This is a genomic window from Oscillibacter sp. CU971, assembly GCF_905219725.1.
Taxonomy (GTDB): domain Bacteria; phylum Bacillota; class Clostridia; order Oscillospirales; family Oscillospiraceae; genus Oscillibacter.
The window spans coordinates 1-20,667 of the sequence record NZ_CAJMXG010000014.1 but is presented as its reverse complement, the minus strand read 5'-3'; the positions used below and the strand labels follow the sequence as shown (position 1 = coordinate 20,667).

19 protein-coding genes and 1 pseudogene are annotated in these 20,667 nt (G+C 54.8%); 15 read left to right on the top strand and 5 right to left on the bottom strand.

Annotation, left to right across the window (positions count from 1 at the left end):
- Positions 1–733 precede the first annotated feature (733 nt).
- The 4 genes from JX325_RS02365 to JX325_RS02350 form a co-directional block, all read right to left on the bottom strand.
- Positions 734–1,744, bottom strand: coding sequence for a hypothetical protein (locus tag JX325_RS02365; RefSeq protein ID WP_204789575.1), 1,011 nt, complete (start codon positions 1,742–1,744; stop codon positions 734–736).
- Between the two features lie 155 nt (positions 1,745–1,899).
- Positions 1,900–2,616 carry a DUF4367 domain-containing protein gene (locus JX325_RS02360; protein ID WP_204789574.1) on the bottom strand — a complete coding sequence of 239 codons (717 nt, stop codon included), beginning with the start codon at positions 2,614–2,616 and terminating at the stop codon, positions 1,900–1,902.
- On the bottom strand, positions 2,613–3,137 hold the full coding sequence (locus JX325_RS02355) for an RNA polymerase sigma factor (RefSeq protein WP_204789573.1): 525 nt from the start codon (positions 3,135–3,137) through the stop codon (positions 2,613–2,615). Before JX325_RS02355 ends, JX325_RS02360 begins: the two co-directional genes overlap by 4 nt.
- Positions 3,138–3,401: 264 nt before the next feature.
- Complete coding sequence (locus JX325_RS02350) at positions 3,402–4,190, bottom strand: AraC family transcriptional regulator (RefSeq protein ID WP_279380497.1); 789 nt, start codon at positions 4,188–4,190, stop codon at positions 3,402–3,404.
- A 581-nt stretch (positions 4,191–4,771) separates the two neighbouring features.
- On the opposite strand from JX325_RS02350, the gene JX325_RS02345 reads away from it, so the two are divergent.
- The 11 genes and pseudogenes from JX325_RS02345 to JX325_RS02295 all read left to right on the top strand — a co-directional run bounded on the left by JX325_RS02345 (position 4,772) and on the right by JX325_RS02295 (position 14,458).
- Positions 4,772–5,071, top strand: a complete 300-nt coding sequence (locus tag JX325_RS02345) for an LPS biosynthesis protein (RefSeq protein WP_204789571.1) — start codon at positions 4,772–4,774, stop codon at positions 5,069–5,071.
- A 95-nt stretch (positions 5,072–5,166) separates the two neighbouring features.
- Positions 5,167–5,991, top strand: coding sequence for a sugar phosphate isomerase/epimerase (locus JX325_RS02340; RefSeq protein ID WP_204789570.1), 825 nt, complete (start codon positions 5,167–5,169; stop codon positions 5,989–5,991).
- A 13-nt stretch (positions 5,992–6,004) separates the two neighbouring features.
- Positions 6,005–6,625, top strand: a complete 621-nt coding sequence (locus JX325_RS02335; RefSeq protein WP_204789569.1) for an RpiB/LacA/LacB family sugar-phosphate isomerase — start codon at positions 6,005–6,007, stop codon at positions 6,623–6,625.
- Positions 6,626–6,689: 64 nt separating this feature from the next.
- Positions 6,690–7,697 (top strand): sugar ABC transporter substrate-binding protein, encoded by a 1,008-nt coding sequence (locus tag JX325_RS02330; RefSeq protein WP_204789568.1) that lies wholly within the window; start codon positions 6,690–6,692, stop codon positions 7,695–7,697.
- A 98-nt stretch (positions 7,698–7,795) separates the two neighbouring features.
- Positions 7,796–9,295 carry a sugar ABC transporter ATP-binding protein gene (locus JX325_RS02325; protein WP_204789567.1) on the top strand — a complete coding sequence of 500 codons (1,500 nt, stop codon included), beginning with the start codon at positions 7,796–7,798 and terminating at the stop codon, positions 9,293–9,295.
- Positions 9,292–10,347, top strand: a pseudogene (locus tag JX325_RS02320) (ABC transporter permease). The gene JX325_RS02325 and the pseudogene JX325_RS02320 overlap by 4 nt, the downstream one beginning before the upstream one ends.
- Before the next feature lie 182 nt (positions 10,348–10,529).
- Positions 10,530–11,492: a 3-dehydro-scyllo-inosose hydrolase gene (iolN, locus tag JX325_RS02315; protein ID WP_204789566.1), complete on the top strand. Its 963-nt coding sequence runs from the start codon at positions 10,530–10,532 to the stop codon at positions 11,490–11,492.
- A 77-nt stretch (positions 11,493–11,569) separates the two neighbouring features.
- Positions 11,570–12,067, top strand: a complete 498-nt coding sequence (locus JX325_RS02310; RefSeq protein ID WP_204789565.1) for a zinc-binding dehydrogenase — start codon at positions 11,570–11,572, stop codon at positions 12,065–12,067.
- A 24-nt stretch (positions 12,068–12,091) separates the two neighbouring features.
- Positions 12,092–12,625, top strand: a complete 534-nt coding sequence (locus JX325_RS02305; protein WP_307819238.1) for a zinc-binding dehydrogenase — start codon at positions 12,092–12,094, stop codon at positions 12,623–12,625.
- A 103-nt stretch (positions 12,626–12,728) separates the two neighbouring features.
- The gene (locus tag JX325_RS02300) at positions 12,729–13,559 is read left to right on the top strand and encodes a sugar phosphate isomerase/epimerase family protein (protein WP_204789563.1); all 831 of its coding nucleotides are present in this window, start codon (positions 12,729–12,731) and stop codon (positions 13,557–13,559) included.
- Between the two features lie 95 nt (positions 13,560–13,654).
- Positions 13,655–14,458, top strand: coding sequence for a TIM barrel protein (locus JX325_RS02295; protein WP_204789562.1), 804 nt, complete (start codon positions 13,655–13,657; stop codon positions 14,456–14,458).
- 437 nt (positions 14,459–14,895) lie between these two features.
- Here JX325_RS02295 and JX325_RS02290 read toward each other — a convergent pair whose 3' ends face one another.
- A complete protein-coding gene (locus tag JX325_RS02290; protein WP_204789561.1) occupies positions 14,896–16,077 on the bottom strand; it encodes an MFS transporter in 1,182 nt (393 codons plus the stop codon).
- Positions 16,078–17,025: 948 nt separating this feature from the next.
- Here JX325_RS02290 and JX325_RS02285 point away from each other — a divergent pair.
- The 4 genes from JX325_RS02285 (at position 17,026) to JX325_RS02270 (ending at position 20,535) form a co-directional block, all read left to right on the top strand.
- A complete protein-coding gene (locus JX325_RS02285) occupies positions 17,026–17,658 on the top strand; it encodes a WYL domain-containing protein (protein WP_204789586.1) in 633 nt (210 codons plus the stop codon).
- Positions 17,659–19,200: 1,542 nt separating this feature from the next.
- Positions 19,201–19,401, top strand: coding sequence for a hypothetical protein (locus tag JX325_RS02280; RefSeq protein WP_204789560.1), 201 nt, complete (start codon positions 19,201–19,203; stop codon positions 19,399–19,401).
- A gap of 240 nt (positions 19,402–19,641) precedes the next feature.
- Entirely contained in the window at positions 19,642–19,896 is a 255-nt protein-coding gene (locus JX325_RS02275) for a hypothetical protein (RefSeq protein ID WP_204789559.1), read from the top strand.
- 390 nt (positions 19,897–20,286) lie between these two features.
- Positions 20,287–20,535 carry a hypothetical protein gene (locus JX325_RS02270; protein ID WP_204789558.1) on the top strand — a complete coding sequence of 83 codons (249 nt, stop codon included), beginning with the start codon at positions 20,287–20,289 and terminating at the stop codon, positions 20,533–20,535.
- The last annotated feature ends 132 nt before the right edge of the window (positions 20,536–20,667 follow it).

Below are 20,667 nucleotides of genomic sequence, written 5' to 3'. Positions count from 1 at the left end.
CCTTCGGCGGGGGTATCGTCCAGTCAATCATGCTCCCGCCTGTTCCCCGGAGGGCGCTGTTGACCCCGGTGTTGTAGGAGGCGTAGCGGGTATTGCGGATATCACCCTTCGGGAAATCCCGGGGCAGCTCCATGGGGCCGCAGCCGTACTTGTAGGAAAGCGCCTCGAAGTGGTCGTGAACGGTGTCAATCAGGTCCTCTGTTTTGTAATAGTAATCGGAGTTGTAATAGACGGTGAAGCCGGTGCATCCCATTTCCTTGGCGACTTCCTTGCCTTCCACGTAACTTGCGCTTTTCATGGTGTCAACCATGAGGATACGGCTATAGCCGTATATGTCTCTTAGGGCTTCCTGTGCGACCTCTGCTGNATCAAAGCCCTTGTCTCCCCAATACGCCACAATATCAGATATAGCATGGTCCAGCGTCCGCAGTACGGACTCCTTGTCAATATTTCCAGAGGCGTATTCATCAAACATAACCGGAAGCTGGTTGTGGAGCCGGACGGTAAGACCTTCGTCCTCGTCAAAGGCGCAGCCAAAACTTAGGGGTCTTTTCACTGTGGGCTTCTCCGGCCGTCCGGAAATCGTGACGGTATCCGTGGACGCTGCAAGGGGACGGCCCTTTGGGGCGGCTTCTCCGGCCTTAGCTTCTGCCTGAGCAGCGGCAGTCAAGGGTACCGCTGTTTGGCGCTGGTTATTTACTGAAAGCATGATGACCTCCAATCGCTGACGCCATTATTCTTTTGTCTCTCCGAGCAGCTGATCCAGGCTGTCGTCCACCGCTCCGGTGATAAAGTGGTCAAAGAAGCCCTCCATCATCTTTACATAGTCCTCAGTCCAGCCGTTGTGGCCGCTGACCCGGTGCAAATTGTCTTTCATTGCAGCCGCGAATTGGGCCGTGTCAAAGGGCTGGTCCGCCACACGGTACCATTGGTCCGCCGTCATCGGGGAATATTTCTCGTGTCCGACATTGGAAATGCTGTTCGGATTAAGAGCTGCGTCAAGCTTAGCTCCCAGCATAGCACAGTAGGTGCCCGCCCGATACACCCCCATCTTGTGGCTCAGGACACCAGACAGATCCAGCTCACTCTGCATGTTCAAGAAGTCGGAAGTTGTATTCTTGCCGGCATATTTCTCCCGGATGGCCGCCTCCCGCTCCTCAAAGTTCATTCCGTCGTAACCTAAGACCTTCAACTTCGCATCCTTAACGATTTCAGTTGCTTTGTCCCTAGCAGAACTATCCAAAGCATCTATTTCTGCGTCAGTCCACTCCGTATACGGTCTGCCGTCCAGTTCTAAACCCTCTTTCCGCGCGGCGACTATGGCGGGATTAAAAATATGGCGCGTAATTTGATCAAAAAACTGATTGTTGATGACACACCATTCTTCGGGTCCGGCGATACAAGCTCGGATTGCGATCATATTTCCGTCAAAGGCTTCATCGTAGCGGTTCCAGATTTCCGCGTAGATCTCGTCCGGACTCATGCCGGTATAATCGGCCTGGGCGTTCAGCTCCGCCAGCTGCTTCAACTTTGCCTGGGTCGCGTTGCTTACGGTAACGCTTCCATAATAAGTCCGTTCCGCCAGGGAAAACTCTGGCTCCGTCCGGGGCTGCGGGGCGCTGGGCACATAACGGTCCTGGGCTTTGGCCGTCTGCATCACCTGGCCGAAGGTCTTTGACGGTGTGGCTGAGGCCGTGGTTTTCCGGTATTCCGGGCGGGCCTGTGCGGCCCCTTCAATTTTCATGATGCTTCATTCCTCCAATCAATCATTCCGCGCCCGGCTTATGGCGGCCAGCCCATAAAAGCGGCCTCCTTCCGCGCTGCGCAGCAGGATTCCGTAAACCCTACTTTACAAATGCGGAAGGAGGCCAAATCCTCACATTATGCTTAAGGAAAATTTTATTTTGCCGATTCCACCAAAGAAATGCTTTCAGCCATGTGCAAAATATCGGTTTTGTCAAGATTCGCTTCCACCATGAACTGTAGTCCGCGGTCCGGGTCGATCCAAGTGACCGCGTTCCGATGATTCTCCCAATCGGCCACCCAGAAAAGCTGACCGTCCAGCCCATTTACCGTGACTTCCAATATTTCGGACTCTTCTATAGCAATGCACGTAGCGCTGCCTTGAACCATCCGCATATAGTTCAGACAAATTGTTTTTCCGGTTTCTTCGTTCCGATACACAATATCCACCATCTCCGGCCAGTCTATCCGTTCGCTCTCGACCTCGGCATAACCCTCCGGCAATTCCGTGATTTCATATTGGGGCATTGCCCCGGCCATATCCTCCCCCGTATATCGGTAGGTGATATGCGTTTCATACCATTCGATAACCCATTGGTTTACCGCCGCTCTGACTGCGGGGCTGACGGCCAACAGACTGCCAAACCCAATCGAAACAATCAGCAGAACCGCCGCTGTCCGGCGGGCAATGTTCTTCCATACGGGAACCGCCCTTTTACGCTCCCACGCCAAAGGGTCTGCCAGCATTCCGGAAACTTGGCGCTTGTAACGCGCGGAGGGCACAAAAGCGGGCTCCGGCTGCTTCTCCCAATCAAGCCGGAGGGAATCCAATAAAACCCGCTGCATCAACGCGTCCAGTTCGTGATCCGTCATGGGCAAACTCCTTCCTGCTCCATGTATTTGCGCAAAAGCGCCCGTCCCCGGCTGGCGCGTGTGTTGACGGCTGTTTCCGAAATGCCAAGGCGGATAGAGATTTCTTTGTATGAATAACCCAGAAGATATTTCATCTCCAATACAGCCCTGTATGTATCCGGAAGCCGGGCAAACAGTTCCACCAGTTCCTCGTACTCTGTTATGCTGGAAACGCCGCTTTCAACAGCGTCCCAATCCTCCAGCAAAACAACTTTTTTCTTTTTGCGGAGAATTATGAGCGCCTCGTTCTTCACTATGGAAATGAGCCAGAAGGGCAGATCCTTACAGGAAATCTCAGAAATTTTTTCAAAGTGCCGGATGACCTGCATAAAGGCGTTTTGAACCGCGTCCTCCGCGTCCGTTTGGTTCTTGAGTATCCGCATAGCGGCATTTTCCAACCGGGCATGGTGCTGCTCGTAAATCACCGCAAATTCCCGGCGGTCCTCTTCGCTCTCCAGCGCGGCCAAGAGAAATATCAGCATGAGCAGTTCTCCTTACATATAGAACCAGGCCTGCTTTGTGAGGCTGTGCTTGGGTGTTATGAAAAGCAGATAGTTATTATAGCATGACTGCGCGGGCCTATCAACCCAAATCGTTTGTATGGATGCCTTTCGGCAAAATCCGCTTGCGCGGCCGGTGCATATTCTTGCGAAGCCTTCCCCTGGTGAAACGGATAGCGGGATAAATAAGAGACGGGGCGCCGCGCGACCGCACAAGACCGCCCGGCGCCCCGCCTTTCGTTTCATTTATTTTCCGGAGGGCTTTTCATTGTTGTGCCCGTAGGTTTCCCGATACTTTCCCGGGGACATTCCAATATATTTTTTAAACATGCTGTAAAACTGACATTGGCTTCCGAAGCCGATGCTCAAGGCGATTTCCGTAATGGATTTGTCGGTCATAATCAGCAGGCTCTGCGCCTCGCCCAGCCGCCGGCGGATTGTATAGTGCATGGGGGAAAAGCCGACCGTCTTTTTGAAAATGTGCGACAGGTAGTACGGGCTGATATAAAGCTCTCTGCTGATATCCTCCAAGGTAAAATGCTCGTCATAGTGACTGTCGATATAGTTTTTTATTTTCATGGAAACGATGTCCTGATTCGATCTGGGTGCCTGTCCCGTTTGCTTGGCCCGCCGGTCAATCAGAAGCTGCAGCTGAGACAAAAGCGCCATAGTCAAATAGTGGCAGCCTTTTATATGGGCTTCTGGCTCTGTTGCAAGCATGGTATAAATCATGTCCATGATGGACTCGATGTAATCCGCGTACTCCTCCGCGGAAAAGACCGGGGAGGTATCAGGAGGAATCAGCGTATTGGGCGGAAAACTGCTGATTTGGAGGTTGCTGACGGTTATCCCATACATATTTAAATTGTTGCTGTTATTTGGTTCTTCGTCATGCAGGGTGTTTGCGTTGTTGATGATTACATCTCCTTTGGAGACGCTGTACCGCTCTTCGTTAACGCTGTAGACGCCTTTTCCGTTGCGCACAAATAAAATTTCCAAAAAGGCGGCGTGCTTATGGAGAAGCCGGGGATGCATTGACTTGAATTCGAAGTCCATTTTGCTGGCTGAGATTAGCCTCATATCAAAAAACGTGTTCATATCCGGCAGTTCCACAGCTGGCGCAAAGCACTGGATCATCGGCTCCTCCTGTTTTCAAGAACTTATTTAACGAAAAAGTTTCTGTTTATATAATAATACCCTAATTATCAACACGTTTCAAGAATTACCGCAACGCTTTTCGAGAAAAAGCAAGATTCCATATAAAAGTGGTTTCGGCCTTCAGCCGCCGTGGCCGGGGCGGAGGGGGGGCAGCCGATCCGGCGGTTTGCTCAAAAAATAGAAGATCGGTATGGATTCTCTTTTCAAACATCACTATATTCAGAAAACTTTGCAAGGTGTGGTCCATCCCCACCCAATGGATTTTCCAGCGTGGCTGGAGGTCCTTTCCAAAAAACAATCGCAAGAATCCTGATGCAGACCGCGGGAAAATTGCTTATCATATAGAAAAACACCTAAAACCTTTCGTATTTCGTAAATATTGCGGCGGCGGTGTGAATTTCCAGGCCTGTTTGTTATCATCGGCACTGGATTCTTGAATGCTGCGGAGGATAAGGGCTATGAAAATTGACGGCAATGAGATGACTGTCCGGCAAAACGACCTGGAAAGGGCCGGCAAGAAAAAAGAGGCCATGGAACTGAAGCGGGAATTTTTGAAGCAGGTCCGTGAAGCCGGAGATCACTGTCCCTGCAAAGAGAACTGCCCGCACCATGCCAACTGCTTTGAGTGCGTGACGCTGCACCGGGGACATCGGGACCATCTGCCGATGTGCATGTGGGACATGCTGAACGAGCGGCTGTACAAGCTCTCGCTTCTGACGGAGGGGACCCTAGAAGAGTATGGGAAGAACCAGCCCTGACTATACACAAAAACCGGCGGTCCGGACGGAGTCCGGCGGGTTTTCCTATAATCGGTTCATCAAGCTGAATTTCAAAATAACGAGGAGGATGTGCTATGGCTCTGAAATACGGTATTTGCCAATGGTGTATGCCGGGCGACGGGATGTATGCCCCGAAGCTGGCCGCCGAAGCCGGTTGGGATGGCGTTCAATTGGACCTGGGCACCTATGAGCGGGGAATGGCCCTGACGCAAAAAAGCATTCAGGAAGGACTGCTGGAGGACGCCAAGCGGTATTCCATCGCGTATCCCTCCCTGGTGGTTAACGCGGTAACCGTCCACAGTATGAGCAAAAACCGCCGGGATTCCTCAGAGGGACAGATTGTCTATGAGCTGATCCGCAAGGGCGTGGAGGTTACGGCGGCCATGGGCATCGAGGCCATCATGCTCCCCTGCTTCTTCGAGAGCTATATCCACACGGAAGAGGAATTCCAAAATACGGCGGAGGCATTTCGGTACTGCTGCCAGCTGGCCCAGGACAAAGGGATTGACGTCTATGTGGAGAGCATCCTTCCCGCTGGGGATCAGCTGCGCATGGTGGAAGANCTGAANATGCCGNATATGTATGTCTTCTATGATACGCAGAACTATGACGCCTTTTCCACCCTTGACCAGGTGGAGATGATTCAGGCGTTCTATCCGTATATGGGGAAGCAGTTCCATGTAAAGGACGGCTGCGGCACCACCAGCAACCGCATGGTGGGAGAGGGCGGCGGCAAGGTGTTCGAAACGTTGCATTATATCCGGGAGAAGGGCTTCTCCGGCTGGGTCATCAGCGAGAACTTTTACGACAAGCGGCCCATTCGCCTGCGGAACGAGGCCGACCAAATGGCCGTCTCCCGGGAGGACCTGGCCGTCATCAAGCGCGCCATGGAAGGATAAGGAGGGTATCTGTTTGAAAATCGGTTTGATTGTCGAGACCAGCCAGCTGTTTCGGATGCCCGTTGTGGAAGATGAGCTCCGCAGGGCCGCCGGGAAATACGGGCACGAGGTGTTCAATTACACCAATAACACAACCTACGCGAAAAACGGCCTCCTGGGCGCCGTCCTCTTGAACGCGGGCGCCGTCGACCTGGTGGTAACCGGCTGTGGCACCGGAGTGGGCGCCATTGTGGCGGCCAACAGTTTTCAGGGGGTTCAATGCGGTTTTGTGGCGGATCCCTGTGACGCGCAGATGGTCCGGGAGCTGAATCTAAGCAACGCAGTGGCCATGCCCTTTTCCAAGGACTTTGGAAATGAGGGCGTGCTGAACCTGCGGTTCTGCTTTGACATTCTCCTCCGCCCTATGGAGATGCCCATGTACATCACGCCGGAGACCCGCGCGGGCTGTGAGGAGATGAAGCGGGAGATGGACGAGCTGAAGGCGGTTTGTCAGACGCCCGTCAAGGACGTCGTGAAATCGCTGGATGCCGCCTATTTGAAAGAGGCCCTGGACAGCAGCGTGTTCCGCGCCAGCTTTTATGACCACTGCAAGGACGCGGAGCTGGCAGATTTGATACGGAAAAAGCTGGGCTGAGGCATCGTTTCGCTTATTTTCGGCGCAAGCCGGTAATAGGAATAAAAAACAGGAGGAATTCCACATGAAAAAGAAGTTGCTTGCTCTGTTTCTGTCCCTCGCGATGGCCCTGTCACTGGCCGCCTGCGGCGGCGATTCCAACAGTGGCGCTGACAGCAGCTCCGACAGCGGCTCCACCCAGCCTGCGCAGGACGCTGCGGAACCCGACGGCGGCGATCAAGCCTCCGGCGACAGCTTCTCCGTGGGCATTGTTGTGAAATCCCTGGACAACGACTATTACACTACTTTGAAAAACGGCGCCGAGGACCGCGCCGCCGAGTTGGGCGTCGATCTGACCTTCGNGGCCCCCAATGCGGAGACGGACGTTCAAAGCTGGGTCAACATGGTCTCCGACCTGATTGCGGCCAAGGTCAGCGTGCTGGCTGTCTGCCCCGCCGATGACGCCGCGTGCCTGCCCGTTATCCGGGAAGCCGGAGAGGCCGGCATCAAAGTCATCGCCGTGGATAACGATACCGCTTATGAGGAGAAACTCTCCTTCATTGGCACCAGCAACTATGACGCCGCGAAGCTGGGCGGCGAGTACTGTGCCGGACAGATCGGCTCCGGAGGCAACGCCGTCGTTCTCCGCGGCCCCACCGGAAGCTCCAACCATGATGAGCGCCAGCAGGGATTCGTTGACGCCCTGGAGGCCGGAGGCGTGAACATCCTGGAAATCAAGGACGCCAACTGCGTGGCCGAAACCGCTATGAATGCCATTGAGGATTTTATCACCGTCTATGACAAAATTGACCTGGTTATCTGCACCAACGACCTGATGGCCATCGGAGCCCAGCGCGCCGTCGCCGCCGCCGGGCTGGACACCAAGGTCTTTGGCTTCGACGGTTCCGCCGACGTTTGCCAGGGCACCTTGGACGGCATCTATCTGGGCACCGTTGCGCAGGACCCGTATCAGATGGGCGTTCTGGCCATTGACAATGCTCTGGCCCTGTATAACGGCGAGACCATTGAGAGCCGCATCGACTCCGGCTGCGCGGTTGTTACCGCTGAAAACGCGCAGGAATTTCTGGGTTGATATCGGACGGCGCGGACTGTCTTGTTCTGATCGCACTGCGAGCCAGCGGGGAGCACCCCAAAGGTGCTCCCCGCTTTGATAAAAGTGGGAGAAAGACCATGAATAAAGTCATCATCGAGCTAAAGCATATTACGCAATACTTTCCCGGGGTTGTGGCGCTGAATGACATGTCCTTTACCATTCGCGAGGGCACTGTCCATGGCCTGATCGGAGAGAACGGCGCCGGGAAATCCNNGCNGATCAAAGTGCTGACCGGAATCAACCATCCTGATAAAGGCGAGATTTATATCGACGGAAAGAANNCGNAGATTGCAAATCCGGTGGTCTCCAAGACCCTGGGAATCGGGTGCATCTATCAGGAGCTGAATATCTGCCCGGATATGAGCGTGACGGACAACCTGTTCCTGAATTCCTATCTGAAAAAAGGGCTTTTCCTGGACTATAAAGAGATGCGCCGCCAAGCGGTGCAGACCATGAAAGACCTGGGCCAGGAGGTGGACCCCAACACCCTCTGCGGGCAGATGGGNCTTGGCGTTCAGCAGGNNGTGGAAATCNGCNAATCCNNANTTNCCGGGTCCCGCCTGATNATCATGGATGAACCCACCTCTTCCCTGTCCGAGGCGGAGGTGGAGCAGTTGTTCGCCACCATCGAACTGCTGAAGAAGAAAGGGGTCTCCATTATCTTTGTCTCGCACAAGCTGGAGGAGATATTCCGCTGCTGCGACGACGTGACCGTTATGCGCGACGGCCATCTGATCTGCACCAAGCCCACGACGGAAATGACAAAGGACGAATTGATTTCCCACATGGTGGGCCGTCCGCTGGGCATGCTGTTCCCCAAGCAGGAGACCCACAAAGGAGAAGAATTCCTGCGGGCAGAAAATCTTTGCAGCCCCGGTGTGCTGTACAATGTGAACTTTACCGCATATGCCGGCCAGATCCTGGGCTTTTCCGGCCTGGTGGGCGCCGGACGCACGGAAACAATGCGGGCAATTTTCGGAATTGACAAAAATAAAACCGGAGATATCTATATCAAAGGGAAAAAGGCCGTCATCACAAAGCCGCAGGACGCCATCAAAAACAGCATTGCTTTCTTGACGGAGGACCGCAAAAAGGAAGGGCTTATTCTAAATGCCAGCGTTAAGAACAACCTGCATCTCGCAACGATTGATAAAGATGTGAAAGGCCTTTTTTTAGACGAGCAGAAGCACCAATCCCTGGCGGAAGAAAACATCCGGGTGTATAAAATCAAAACGCCCTCCGTCGACACGCCGGTGGGTACGCTTTCCGGCGGCAACCAGCAAAAAGTCGTCATAGCAAAGTGGGTAAACGCCTGCGCGGATATTTATATCTTCGATGAGCCCACACGCGGCATTGACGTGGGCGCCAAAATCGAAGTGTACAATGTGATGAACGAATTGGTGAAATCCGGGAAATGCGTCATCATGATTTCCTCCGAGCTCCCGGAAATCCTGGGCATGAGCGACCGGGTCATCGTGATGCGCCATGGGAAGGTCATGGCGGAGATTGACCGAGACTCCGAGCATTTCAATCAGGAAGACATTATGAAAGCATCCTGGGGAGGTAGGTTGGCATGAAGAATCGGCAATCCGCATTAAGCTCCGTCAAAAACATTCTCGGCGCAGTGAACCGCGTGGGCCCCCTGGCGNCTTTCATCATTCTCTGCGCAATGCTCCAGCTGGCCACAGGCGGAAAATTCCTGACGTCGGCAAACATCGCGAATATTTTCCGGCAGATCCCCACCGTTGNCCTGATGGCCCTGGGTATGCTGCACGTGATACTGCTGGGAGGCATCGATCTCTCCGCGGGAGCCCTTTTGGCGATAGGAATCTGTACGGCCGGCATTTTGGTGCGGTATGAGTTTCTGCCTATGAACGGGGCGACCGGCATTCTTCTGCTGGTAATCTGCGTGCTTGTATCCACCGCCTTCGGCGCGCTCAACGGCATTCTTCTGACAAAGCTGCGCCTTCCCCATCCGTTTATCTCCACAATGGGCACAAAATATGTGTGCCGCGGCCTCGCCCTGCTGANTACCGGCGCCGCAACCATTTCCGGCTTTCCAAAAACGACCCTGGTCATCGGCACCTTCAACGTGAGCAGCTGGCTGCCGCTCTCCTTTTTACTGGTAATTGTTATCTACGCCCTTTCNCATATTTTCTTTACCAAAACCGCCCTTGGCCGGAAAATTTACTCTCTGGGCGGCAACAAGGAAGCTGCAAAATTTGCCGGTATTGCGGTGGACCGTGTGNAGATTTTCTGCTATGCGGCATCCGGGTTCTTCTGCGGCCTGGCCGGTATTGTATATATGGGACGCCTGGACTCCGCGGTTCCCCTCGCCACGCAGGACGGTGACGCCGACGCGATTGCGTCCTGCATCATTGGAGGCGCTTCCTTCCTGGGAGGCAAAGGCAATGTCTGGGGTACGCTGATTGGCGCTTTCATCATTCAGGTAATACGCAACGGCTGCAATTTGCTGAGGCTTTCTACAGATCTGCAGTCGATTGTCATAGGCGCCATNNTTATCATCGCGGTGTTGATCGATGTACTGCGCGGCGAAATGGANCNGAANANCAAGCTGCAGGCCATNGCCAAGGCAAACGCGANTCAGGACACGGAACAAGGCGCATAATCTGCCGGCAAGCCGGCCATGCGCTGAACACTGCCAAGAGCGGCTTTCCCCTGGCTTTTTGACGTGCGNCTGTCCTTTCGGGAGACATGGAACGTTATTCCCGGGGACTGTCCGCCTAGACGCCGATTTTACCCTTCAGCAGATCAATTTTAAACGCGAAGCAGAATCAGGAGGTAACAATCATGTCAAACTGGAATCTGCCCGCCACCGGCGGACACATGGAAAAGCAGGACGGCATCTACTACCAGAATATGACCACCAAGATGGTGGAGGAGCGGCTGAGGAAGAACGACGTGCTGCTGCTGCCCATCGGCTCCACCGAGAACCACGGCCCCTCCGCCCCCTACGGTGAGGACACCTATCTGGACACCCGTCTGTGCGAGCTGGTGGCCGAGCGCACCGGCGCCACCGTGGCGCAGCCCATCTGGTACGGCTCCCACCCCTACCACCACCTGGGCCAGAAAGGCACCATTATGATCCCCGAGAAAATCCTCGCCGACTACATCGCCTACGTACTGGCGGGCTTCTGGAACACGGGCTTCCGCAAGATCATCATTGTCAACGGCCACGGCCAGGACTATGTGATCCCCCTGGCCATCCACACGTTCGGCAAGAAGTGNCAGGTGCCCGGCATTGTGCTGTACACCCACTTCTGGAACTGCGCCGGGGACGAGATGTTTACCAAGGACAAAGGCGGCCCCTATGATACGCCCTTTGTCCACGCCGACGAGGTGGAGCAGAGCTGGTGCCTGGAGCTGTTCCCCGAGTTCATCCACATGGAGGACGCCATTAAGGCGGAAAAGGCCCCCCTGCTGCCCGCCGGTCACATCAACACCTCCGCCGAGGATGGGGCGGGCCCCATCAAGTGGTACAACGCCTTCGGTTCCTGCGGCATGGAGTGCATCTGCCAGCCCGAGGGCGTCATCGGAGACGCCCGCATGGCCGACGGCGAGAAGGCCCGGGCCGGCGTGGAACGGACCCTGGACTATCTGACCAAGCTGGTGAACGACATCCTGGAGAAGTATCCCGCCGGGAAGCTGCCTCCCATCGACAAGATGACCCAGCGGAATCCCGCCGATATCGAAGCCGTGGTCAAGGGCCCCAACGTTCCCGGCGGCCGGCATATCTATACTCTGGAATATTAATCACCAAAATGGGACGCCCGAGACGGCTTGGCGGCTCAAGACCTTCCATGCTGTCGTTCTGAAAAGGAGAAATTGCGATGAAGTGCAAACAGGCTTTTATGTACGGACCCTTTGACCTCCGCATTGAGGAGGTGGAGCTCCCCGCTCTGAAGGACGATCAGGTCCTCATCAAGCTGCTGGCCTGCGGCATCTGCCAGTCCGACGTGGAGTGCTTCGAGGGCAAGTCCGCCGAGGGCCGCTATGACCTGGGGCCCTATACCCCCGGCCACGAGTGGGTGGGCCGCGTGACCGAAGTCGGCAAAAACGTGACCTCCATCAAGGTAGGCGACAAGGTCGTGGGCGACTGCGTCCTGCCCTGTCACCAGTGCGCCAACTGCAAGGACGGCAAGATGAGCTCCGCCTGCCTGAACATGCGGGAAGTGGGCTTCCGCCCCGACTCCCCCGGCGGCTTCGGTGAGTACATGATCCTGGAAGAGGCCTATACCCACGTCATTCCCGAGGACTGGAGCGATGAGATCGGCATCTTTGTGGAGAACTTCAACGTGGGCTATTGGGGCGTCTGGGGCAACGGATGAAATCCCGACGNGTCCGACGACTGTNTGATCATCGGCGGNGGCCCCGTCGGCTGCTCCGCCTCCATGGTCTGCGCCACTTCCGGTGCCACCGTGATTGTGGTAGANCCCGNGGCCGNCCGCCGGGANAACGCNATGCATTACGGCGCCACGTACACCGCGGACCCCACCGCCGGAGACGTGGAGGAGCAAATCAAAAAGCTGACCAACGGACGGGGCGCTTCCGTGGTGATTGAGTGCTCCGGCAACGACATCGGCATNGCCTNCCTGTTTGATATCGCCGGACACAGCGCCCGCGTGGGCGTGGTGGGCCACTCCATCGGCCGGAAGGTCCCCGTGGAGATCGGCAAGACCATCTGGAAGACCTTGCACACTGCGGGCTCCNGCGGCACCACCAACTGGTTCCCCCGCACCATCCGTTTTATGAGCAAGATTNAGGATACCTATGACTTCAAGGCGCTGGTCTCCCACTACTACAAGTTCGAGGACCTAGCCGAGGCCATGAAGACGGCCCAGNACAAGGAGCTGTCCCNCAAGGTCATGCTGACCTTCCCGGAGTAATCGCTCCCACTGAATTTGCCCTACTCTATTTTCTTTTCTCCCGGAGCGGGGGCCTCCTTGGGAGGCCCCTGTTCCACTTTATTTCAGAGATAGGAGAATCTATATGAAACAGTGGAAATTCGCCGTGTCCTCCGCCGACGANGCCCCGGCCACCGCGCCGATCCTGCTCNAGGGGACGGTGGAGGAAAACCTGGAAAAAGCGGCAAAGTTGGGCTACGATGCCATTGAGGTCCACACCCGGGAGGACGTGGAGCTGGACTATGACGCCATCCGAGCTGCCTATGAGAGTACCGGGGCCCGGGTGTCTATGGTCATCACCGGCCGGCTGAATACGGAGGGGATGTGCAGTTTGGTAGCCGACGAGCCCTATATTGTCTCCGCCACCATGGACGGGATGCGGCAGTACATCGACATGGCCCGGGAGCTGGAGGCGGGCATTGTCATCGGCTGGGTCAAGGGGAATGTGCCCAAGGGAGGCAAGCGGGAGAAGTACCTGGACCGTCTGGCCAAAAACCTGCGGGTCCTGGCTGCCTACGGCGCGGAGCGGAATGTCAAATTAAACCTGGAGGTTATCAACCGCTATGAGGTGAATATCTTTACCACCGCCCGGGAGACCGTGGACTTCCTGGAGAAGTATCAGCTGGACAACTGCCGCGTCCACCTGGACGCCTTCCACATGGGCATCGACGAGTGTGACCCGGTGGAGGCTATCCGGACGACGAAGGGGCGCTTGGGCTATTTTCACCTGGCCGACAACTCCCGGCGCTATCCAGGCAGCGGGCAGTTCGAGTTCAGCCGCATCCTGAGCGCCTTGGAGGAAATCGGGTACGGCGGTTATCTCTCCGTAGAATGCCTGCCCTGGCCATCCGGCGAGGAGGCGGCGGCCGCGGCGCTTCGTTACCTGAAGCCGCTGGCGGGCGCTGGGGGGGAATAGCCGCCGGGCAGCTGCTTAGAGCAGCGCCCAAAAATAATGAGAAATGTTCAGCGGTCCAGGAATCGCAGGGCCGTGCCATATGAGGAGGAATTTTAATGAAGATATCTGTCAGGACGGACTACCTGTTCCAGAATCACTCTCTGGAGGATCAAATTCAGCTCGCAAGCGACGCCGGAGCGGACGCGGTGGAGTTCGGCGAGATGCTGGATTACGACTGCAATAAGGCGGCCGNGATGGCGGCGCGGTGCGGCATTCCCTTTTTAGCCTGCGGGTTTTACGACATGTGGAACTGCAGACTGGGCGATGNCTTCCGGCNTATCGAAAAAAATCTGCTTAAGACAATAGACTGTGCGGAAACGTTAGGATGCAAATTCCTGCTAGGGCTATCGGGGGATGCATCAGCTCGCGGCGAGGAGCAGAGGCGGCAGTTTGTGGAGAACATGAAGCCGGTGGCGGAGCTTCTGGAAAAGCATGGCTTGGTGGCGCTCATTGAGCCTCACAATACCATCCTGCCCAACCCGGTGTATGATTTTTCCCATTATTTTATAAACACCAACCAGTTGGGAAACGAAGTAGCCGCACGGATCGGAAGCCCCTCTGTTCAGCTTCTTTTTGATGTATACCATGAGCAAATTATGACCGGCAATCTGTTCGCAACCGTCCAAGGGTCCCTGAACACTATCGCACACTATCACTTCTCCGGCATCCCCGGCAGGGATGAGCCCATGCACGGAGAAGTCCAGTATCAGAATCTGGCCGCGGAAATCCAGAGATTGGGGTATGCCGGATACTTTGGCCTGGAGTATTTTCCGACGTATGATGCAATGCAGTCTCTGCGGGATACCATTGCGTATTTAAAGGGCTCTGAGTCCTCCGTGGATGAAGAGGCGCGAGCCTAAAGTGGGAAAGGCAGATCAAGAAAATAGGGGCGGCCTCTCCGCCTGTCTGTCACCCCATGCCCACTCAATCCCCCATGTGGTGAAATTGGCGGCGGTCAGCTTCACGCTGCCCTGAGACCCGCGCGAAAGAAAAATGCGTGTACATATTGCACAGATAGCGGGCAGAGTACGCAAGGAGGCGGATGATCCCCCATAAAGCTACCAGCTGGAATTAAAGCACAAAGGGCCGGGAATGTTCCCCGGCCCTCTCTTTATGCGTGGACGGTGTTTCGATCTCGAAACGGCTTGAATATTCCCGAATGAGCACAACCACGGGCGTCTATGCCCGCGTCATAGCGGCTGCGGATCAAACGGGCGCTGACATTCCGGCCGATATCTTCTTGAAGGCGGAACCCCGCTTTCGATTAAATGGTTCAAAAACGGGGCTTGTTCATTTTTCATCGGCGTTCAGCAAAAAAGCAAATCACAACAGCGCCGGCCAAGCCAGTTCCTGCGGCGGCGAAAAGCATCGCATTTACGCCTGCCAGGTCAATCAGCGTCCCGCCGGCCAGGGACGCCAAGACGCTGCCTATCGTGTAGGTCATCGCCATGTATGCCTGACCTTTTATAGCATCCTCCACTCGAATTACCTGGTTTACGTAATAAACCGGGACGATGGAAATCAGTCCCCAGCCCAGCAACTGGAAAAGCTGCACAGCGTATAGGGTTCCCATAGATGAGGCCAGGANGGTTCCCAAACNCTTCAGCGCAATCGCGGCTCCGCAGATCTTGAACCAGAAACCGCATTCCGCCTTTTTCAGCATCCATGCAAAAAACAGCATGGGCGGAATTTCAATCAGTCCGCACATGGAGGTAATCATCCCGACCTCCGCGCTTCCGCCGCCTTTGGCCCGGATAATTTGATATAAAAACGTGTTGATCAATACATGGCTAATGTACAGCAGGGCGGTTCCCGCCAGCACGATGAGAAACCGCGGGTATTCTTTGAAGAAAACCGCGGGGGAAGACGGATCCGCTTGTTGCTTTTCCTCGCCCGGTAACGCTCGTTTCTGGAAGGGATACCGCCATACGCAAAGCAGGAGGATGCCGTAACCCAAGGCAATGCAGATCGGGATGGAAATCACACCGGCCCGCGGCACCAGAATTCCCAAAAGGCAGGAAGCCGCCGCGTAGACAATGGAGCCGATTCCCCTGGAAAGTCCCCAATTCAGCGAATATCCTTGATTCAGCATTTCCGTTCCGAGAGAGTTGATGAAGGGCAGCAGAAATTGCAGAACGGCCACGCAGCCTCCAAAGAGCAAGCCCGTTAAAACCGGCGAACGGCGGTGCACGGCGCACACCGCTATCCCCATTAGCAGGGCCGCAAAACATGTGGCGGTTACAATGGCTTTTAAAGAAAGAGAGGCGGGGCGGTCCGCATATCCGGCGGCGATTGGCTGAACAAAAGCGGCAGCAATTCCGGATGCGGCCATGATTAAGCCGATCTGCGCGTTTGTCAGGCCGCAGTCCAGCAGGTAGACACTGGAAAACGCCAGCACGCTGGCGAAGTTTATCCAGTAGAAGCCTTGAATAAGAGAATAACTGCCGGTTAAAGAGCAGTTGATGGTCTGAGATTTCATTGGGTGGGTTTCCTTTCCCATGGCTTGCGCTGAGGTTTCTGCGAGAGCTCTTTACATAACATAGTCAAGCGGATTTGAGCCTGTTCCGCACCTTGGGGACTCACCATTTCCAACCGCAGCTGGATTGCGGGAAGCTCCTTCAGAAACTCTTCCGCTGGTCTTGGACTTCCGATTTTGTCCAGTGTATCACATCTGGGTCCGCAAGTCGAGAGAAATTTGCCTGTAAATGGGCTGCCGGGACTCCTCGTTTCCCTCGTCCCCGCCGAGCGGCCTGTAACACATTTTCCACGCTGCTGCACCTCCTTGAGCACAATTCTTGTGTGATATCCTTTTTCAGGGTGTGAAAAAAGTTCTTGACATCCGTCTCGCCCTCCCGGTCACCGTTCAGCCCCTCTTTTTTCTTGACAGCAGCGCTGACCGATGATATCATAAAATAAATAAAAGGGGTGGATATGAACTGGCGGAGGGCTTCAATGCTGTTGAGCGGGCCTGGAGGATTTTGGAATATCTCCGGAAGTATACCGACGAGGAGCATCAGGTTTCTCAAGAAGAGCTGAAGGAGACTTTGGAGCCGTACTTCAAAAAAAACAACGACACGATCAAGAGTGATGTGTTCAGAATAGCCCAGGCCATGAATTCCAACAAAGATGAACGATTACTGCCCTTAAAAGACCGGAAAATCATATACAAAGCATTTTGCGACAGATACGACGAATCCAGGCAGATAAATGAAGCGTCCGAAGACGGAGAACCTGAAAGTAAGGATCCCAAAATCCGGAAGGAGCTCGANAAGAAGCTGAAGAGAGAAGCTCGGCGGGAGCGCGCGCTTCCGGTCTATAAGCTCTATTACCGGCACACTTTTTCCTATAACGAACCACGGATTGCTATAAGAAGGGACCCAAGAACGTCTGTACCGTTCGGGAGTCCGCGCCGGTAAATCAAGAGCGGCTGCGGGAAAATCTCCTGAAGATCCAGAGGGCCATCGACGACGGAGTCCAAATCCCCTTCTCCTTTATCGGCTGCGACCGCCATAACGCCCTCAAGCCGGTCCGGCCCGGGAAGAAGGACACGGTCAGCCCCTACTACATCGTCGCCAATAAAGGGCGGTACTATCTGCTAGACTGCGGCCGGGGGCGGAGCCGCATGGCCATCTGGCGCATCGACCTGATGCGGGAGGTGGAGGTTTCCCGCGGGGAAACGGATCTCAAGCCCCTGAGAGTCAAGAACAAGCTGGATGTAAAAAATCTTCCCCAAAGCTGGGACGACAACTCCTCGTTCCAAAGCCTCGACATGGATTTCGACCCGCCCCTCCCCATCAAGCTGCGGGTCTATCATGGGGAGCACTCGGGGACGGACTATACATTTCTGCACGACTCGTTTGGAGGCACCTTCCGTTATGAGCGGACAGAGACGGAGACGCCCTATGGGGACATTGTGCGCGTGGCGAGCGGCTCTTTCTCCATGGTGAACTGGGTCCTCCAGTATGCCGGCCGGGTGGAGGTCCTGGAGCCCAAGGAGGTCCGGGAGAAGGTCAAGGAGAAGCTTCGGACGCTGAACCAGCGGTATGGGCCGGCCGAATAGGAAAGGGGTTTTACCATGAAAATCATGTCGTTGAATGTGAATCAGTTCCAAGTGCTGCGGCTGTCTGAGGGGTACTGGGCAAAAGATATTATTGCGCTGGTAAAGAGATTTCTTGGCATGGATCCAGATAATATCGTATTTCTCTATGAGATACCAAGCAAATTCTGCAAAGACGATTCCGAGCTTTCTAAAATGTTGGCTCCATATANAGTTGAAGTCGCTGAAAATGCAATAACGCCAGAAGGCAACAATGGGCCCTCACGATTCCGCACAATTGCCGTAACTGTTGGAGGTGGGAAATGGAAGCGTGAGGACAGCGAGAACAGTAAGGACGGTTTTATTGCGTTTTCAAAAAAGGAAAAAGTCCTTTGTCTAAACAGATTTGTAGAAATGACTTTTAAAGACGGCGGCGAATCCAAGCTACGGTTATTAGGTCTCCATGCACCGCTTGAACGGCATAATGGCGATGAAGAGGTCCTTAATGCCTTCTCAACATTAAAAAAGTATGNCATTAAACGTAAAGATGAACTATTTATGATTCTTGGGGACTTGAATGTTGATGAAAGAAAGGAAACTGATTACTTAGAGCAAATAAGGGAGCTGGAAAGNCATGNNTATTCTGACAAAGTAACCAAAAATCAAATCACATTTTTCGGCAGAGACGGTACAACACCCGACCACGTCCTTGTTTCTCGCGCATTACAGCGCAAAGCCAACGTTACTGCGTATGTAATACCCAAAGAAATCCTGGAGCTTTCCGATCACGCCGTAATCATTGTGGACGTGCAGATATGATCCCCCCAAATTTTAGAAAATTTTATCAGGACACACGCCCAAACGAAATTTTTCGTTTGGGCGTGTATTATATTCAGGGCAGAAAACGCGGCGAGGAAGCAACAGCTAAGGAACCAAGGAAAGGAGGACGTCATAATCATCCTGGGAGATGCGGGCATCAACTACTACCTGAACCAGTCCGACTATGCGCTGAAGAAGGAGTTTCCCTCCCTCCTCTTTGCCAAGGACGGGGAGATCTACGACCTGGACGGGTGCCGCCCGTGGCCATCGGCGGGACCTACAGCGTGGATAAGCTCTATCACCTGCGTGGTGGCGCGTCCCGGCAGCAATACCGCGCTGAAACCGAATCCTATGAAGCCGAGTTCTATATCAAAAAAAGTGAGCGCCGGCGGGACTATACCGGGGAGGCGCTACGGCGGTATGCGGGGAGGTCTTTTCCGGCAGGCTTCGGCTTCCCCTCAAGGAGCCCCGGGCCACGGACCGGAAGGATAACCTCCCGGCAATAGCCCTGCTGAAAAAATGCGGGTTTACCATACCTGCCGGGGCCAACTGGCATTTTCATGGCTTCACCGTCAGCCCCCTGCGGGGCGACTGCCGCGTCAAAATCGAGGGAATGGGGCCCCGCATCGCGCCGCCGCTGGAGCGGAGGGAGGCGTTCATCCGCCCGCACGCAAAGGCGGACCTTGACACCGAGCCCGGAAAACCGCGCTGGAGCTGGTATGACTGAAGGACGGAAAGGGAGGGGCTATGAGAAAAGAACTGCAGGAGGCCTTGACCTGGGAGTTTCCGTTTATCCGCTGGGAAGAAGACGGCGACGTGCGGGAGCGCTACGATGGCGAAGGCCTGGACATGGGGAACGGCTGGTTTCAGTTGGTCCATGACATGTGCGCGGAGATCACCGCAGCCTATGAGGCCGAGGGCAGACCGGTGGATATCGTGGTGGAATAGGCAAAATATGGAACCTTGGATTTTTACTGCCGCCACAAGGGGCAGGGGGAGTTCATCCGGGCAAACGGCAGCGGCTCCGGTGCCTCCGAGATACAGGAAAAAATAGCGACCATGGTAAACAAGTACGAGGAGAGGAGCGTATATGAACCTTTCGGTTTTGAAGTGGAACCTCCATCAACAGGGCGGCAAGGGCCACGTGCCACCGTTTGTAAGCGAGGAGATCCACAGCTTTGACATGGCGTGCCTGACGGAGTTCTGCACGGGGGCCAGGGGCGGCGGGCGTTTATCGCGGACCTGGAACGGCGGGGATACACCTGCGGCGGGTCCGACAACCCGGACTGGAGCATGGATGTCATGGGAAAGCTGTTGAAGGACCATGGATTCCGCCTCTATACGCCGGAGGGGAGCAGCATGTTTGAGGAGCGCTCAGATTACGCGGAATTCCCCTATGCCCATTTTGCCGCCAGGGGCGAAGATCTCCCGGCTCCTCTATGACAGGGATTTTATNGGGNGNGATCCCCTGGCGTACTTCCTGGACCGGGACNTTCGCCAGCTGTGGTATCCTGGAGCAAACGCGCGGGAGCTGGCCGCGGTCGCTCCGCCCTTCCCGGACCACGCTATTTTGAAAGGCACGCTGGAATTTTAAGAGAACGNAAGGGTGCTTTCCGGCATATGTGCTTTCAGCCCCTATGGACGGTACGATAAATATCGGGCCTTGCCGGAAGAGAGCTAATTCAAATCCACAGATAGTCTCATTGCGGACACCTTGTGGATGCGGCTTGTCTCTGGAAATCAAGAACGGTCTGCCTTGGTGAAGCGCGAAATAGAAACGCTGAACCGCGTTCTGAACGAACCGGAAAGTCTGATGCTATTGGAGGGAGAACTATGAGAGACGGGGATATCCGCTTTGGAGAGATTCGAGAATACTGCTCCTGCATCGACCGGGTCTCTATCTGCATGAAGGAAATCCTCTGCTATGAAAACTTCAAGTATATCCGCCAGGTGCCCGATACCTATGACGAGTTGTACTTATATAGCTTTGGGATCATCCTCGGCGAATTTCCGAGCGAGAACGGGCTCCGGCCGCTGGAGTGGCTGGGCTGCCTGGAGTTCATGCTCTCGAAAACTTCCTGAGAAGACACATAGCAAAAGGGAAGATGGGGAAGCGCTTCAAAAAAACGCCTATCTTTAAGGAAACGCTGATTTAATTCCCCGAAATAATGGAAGATGTGATAAAATAAGGGAAAGGGGGCGCGGGGTATGAAA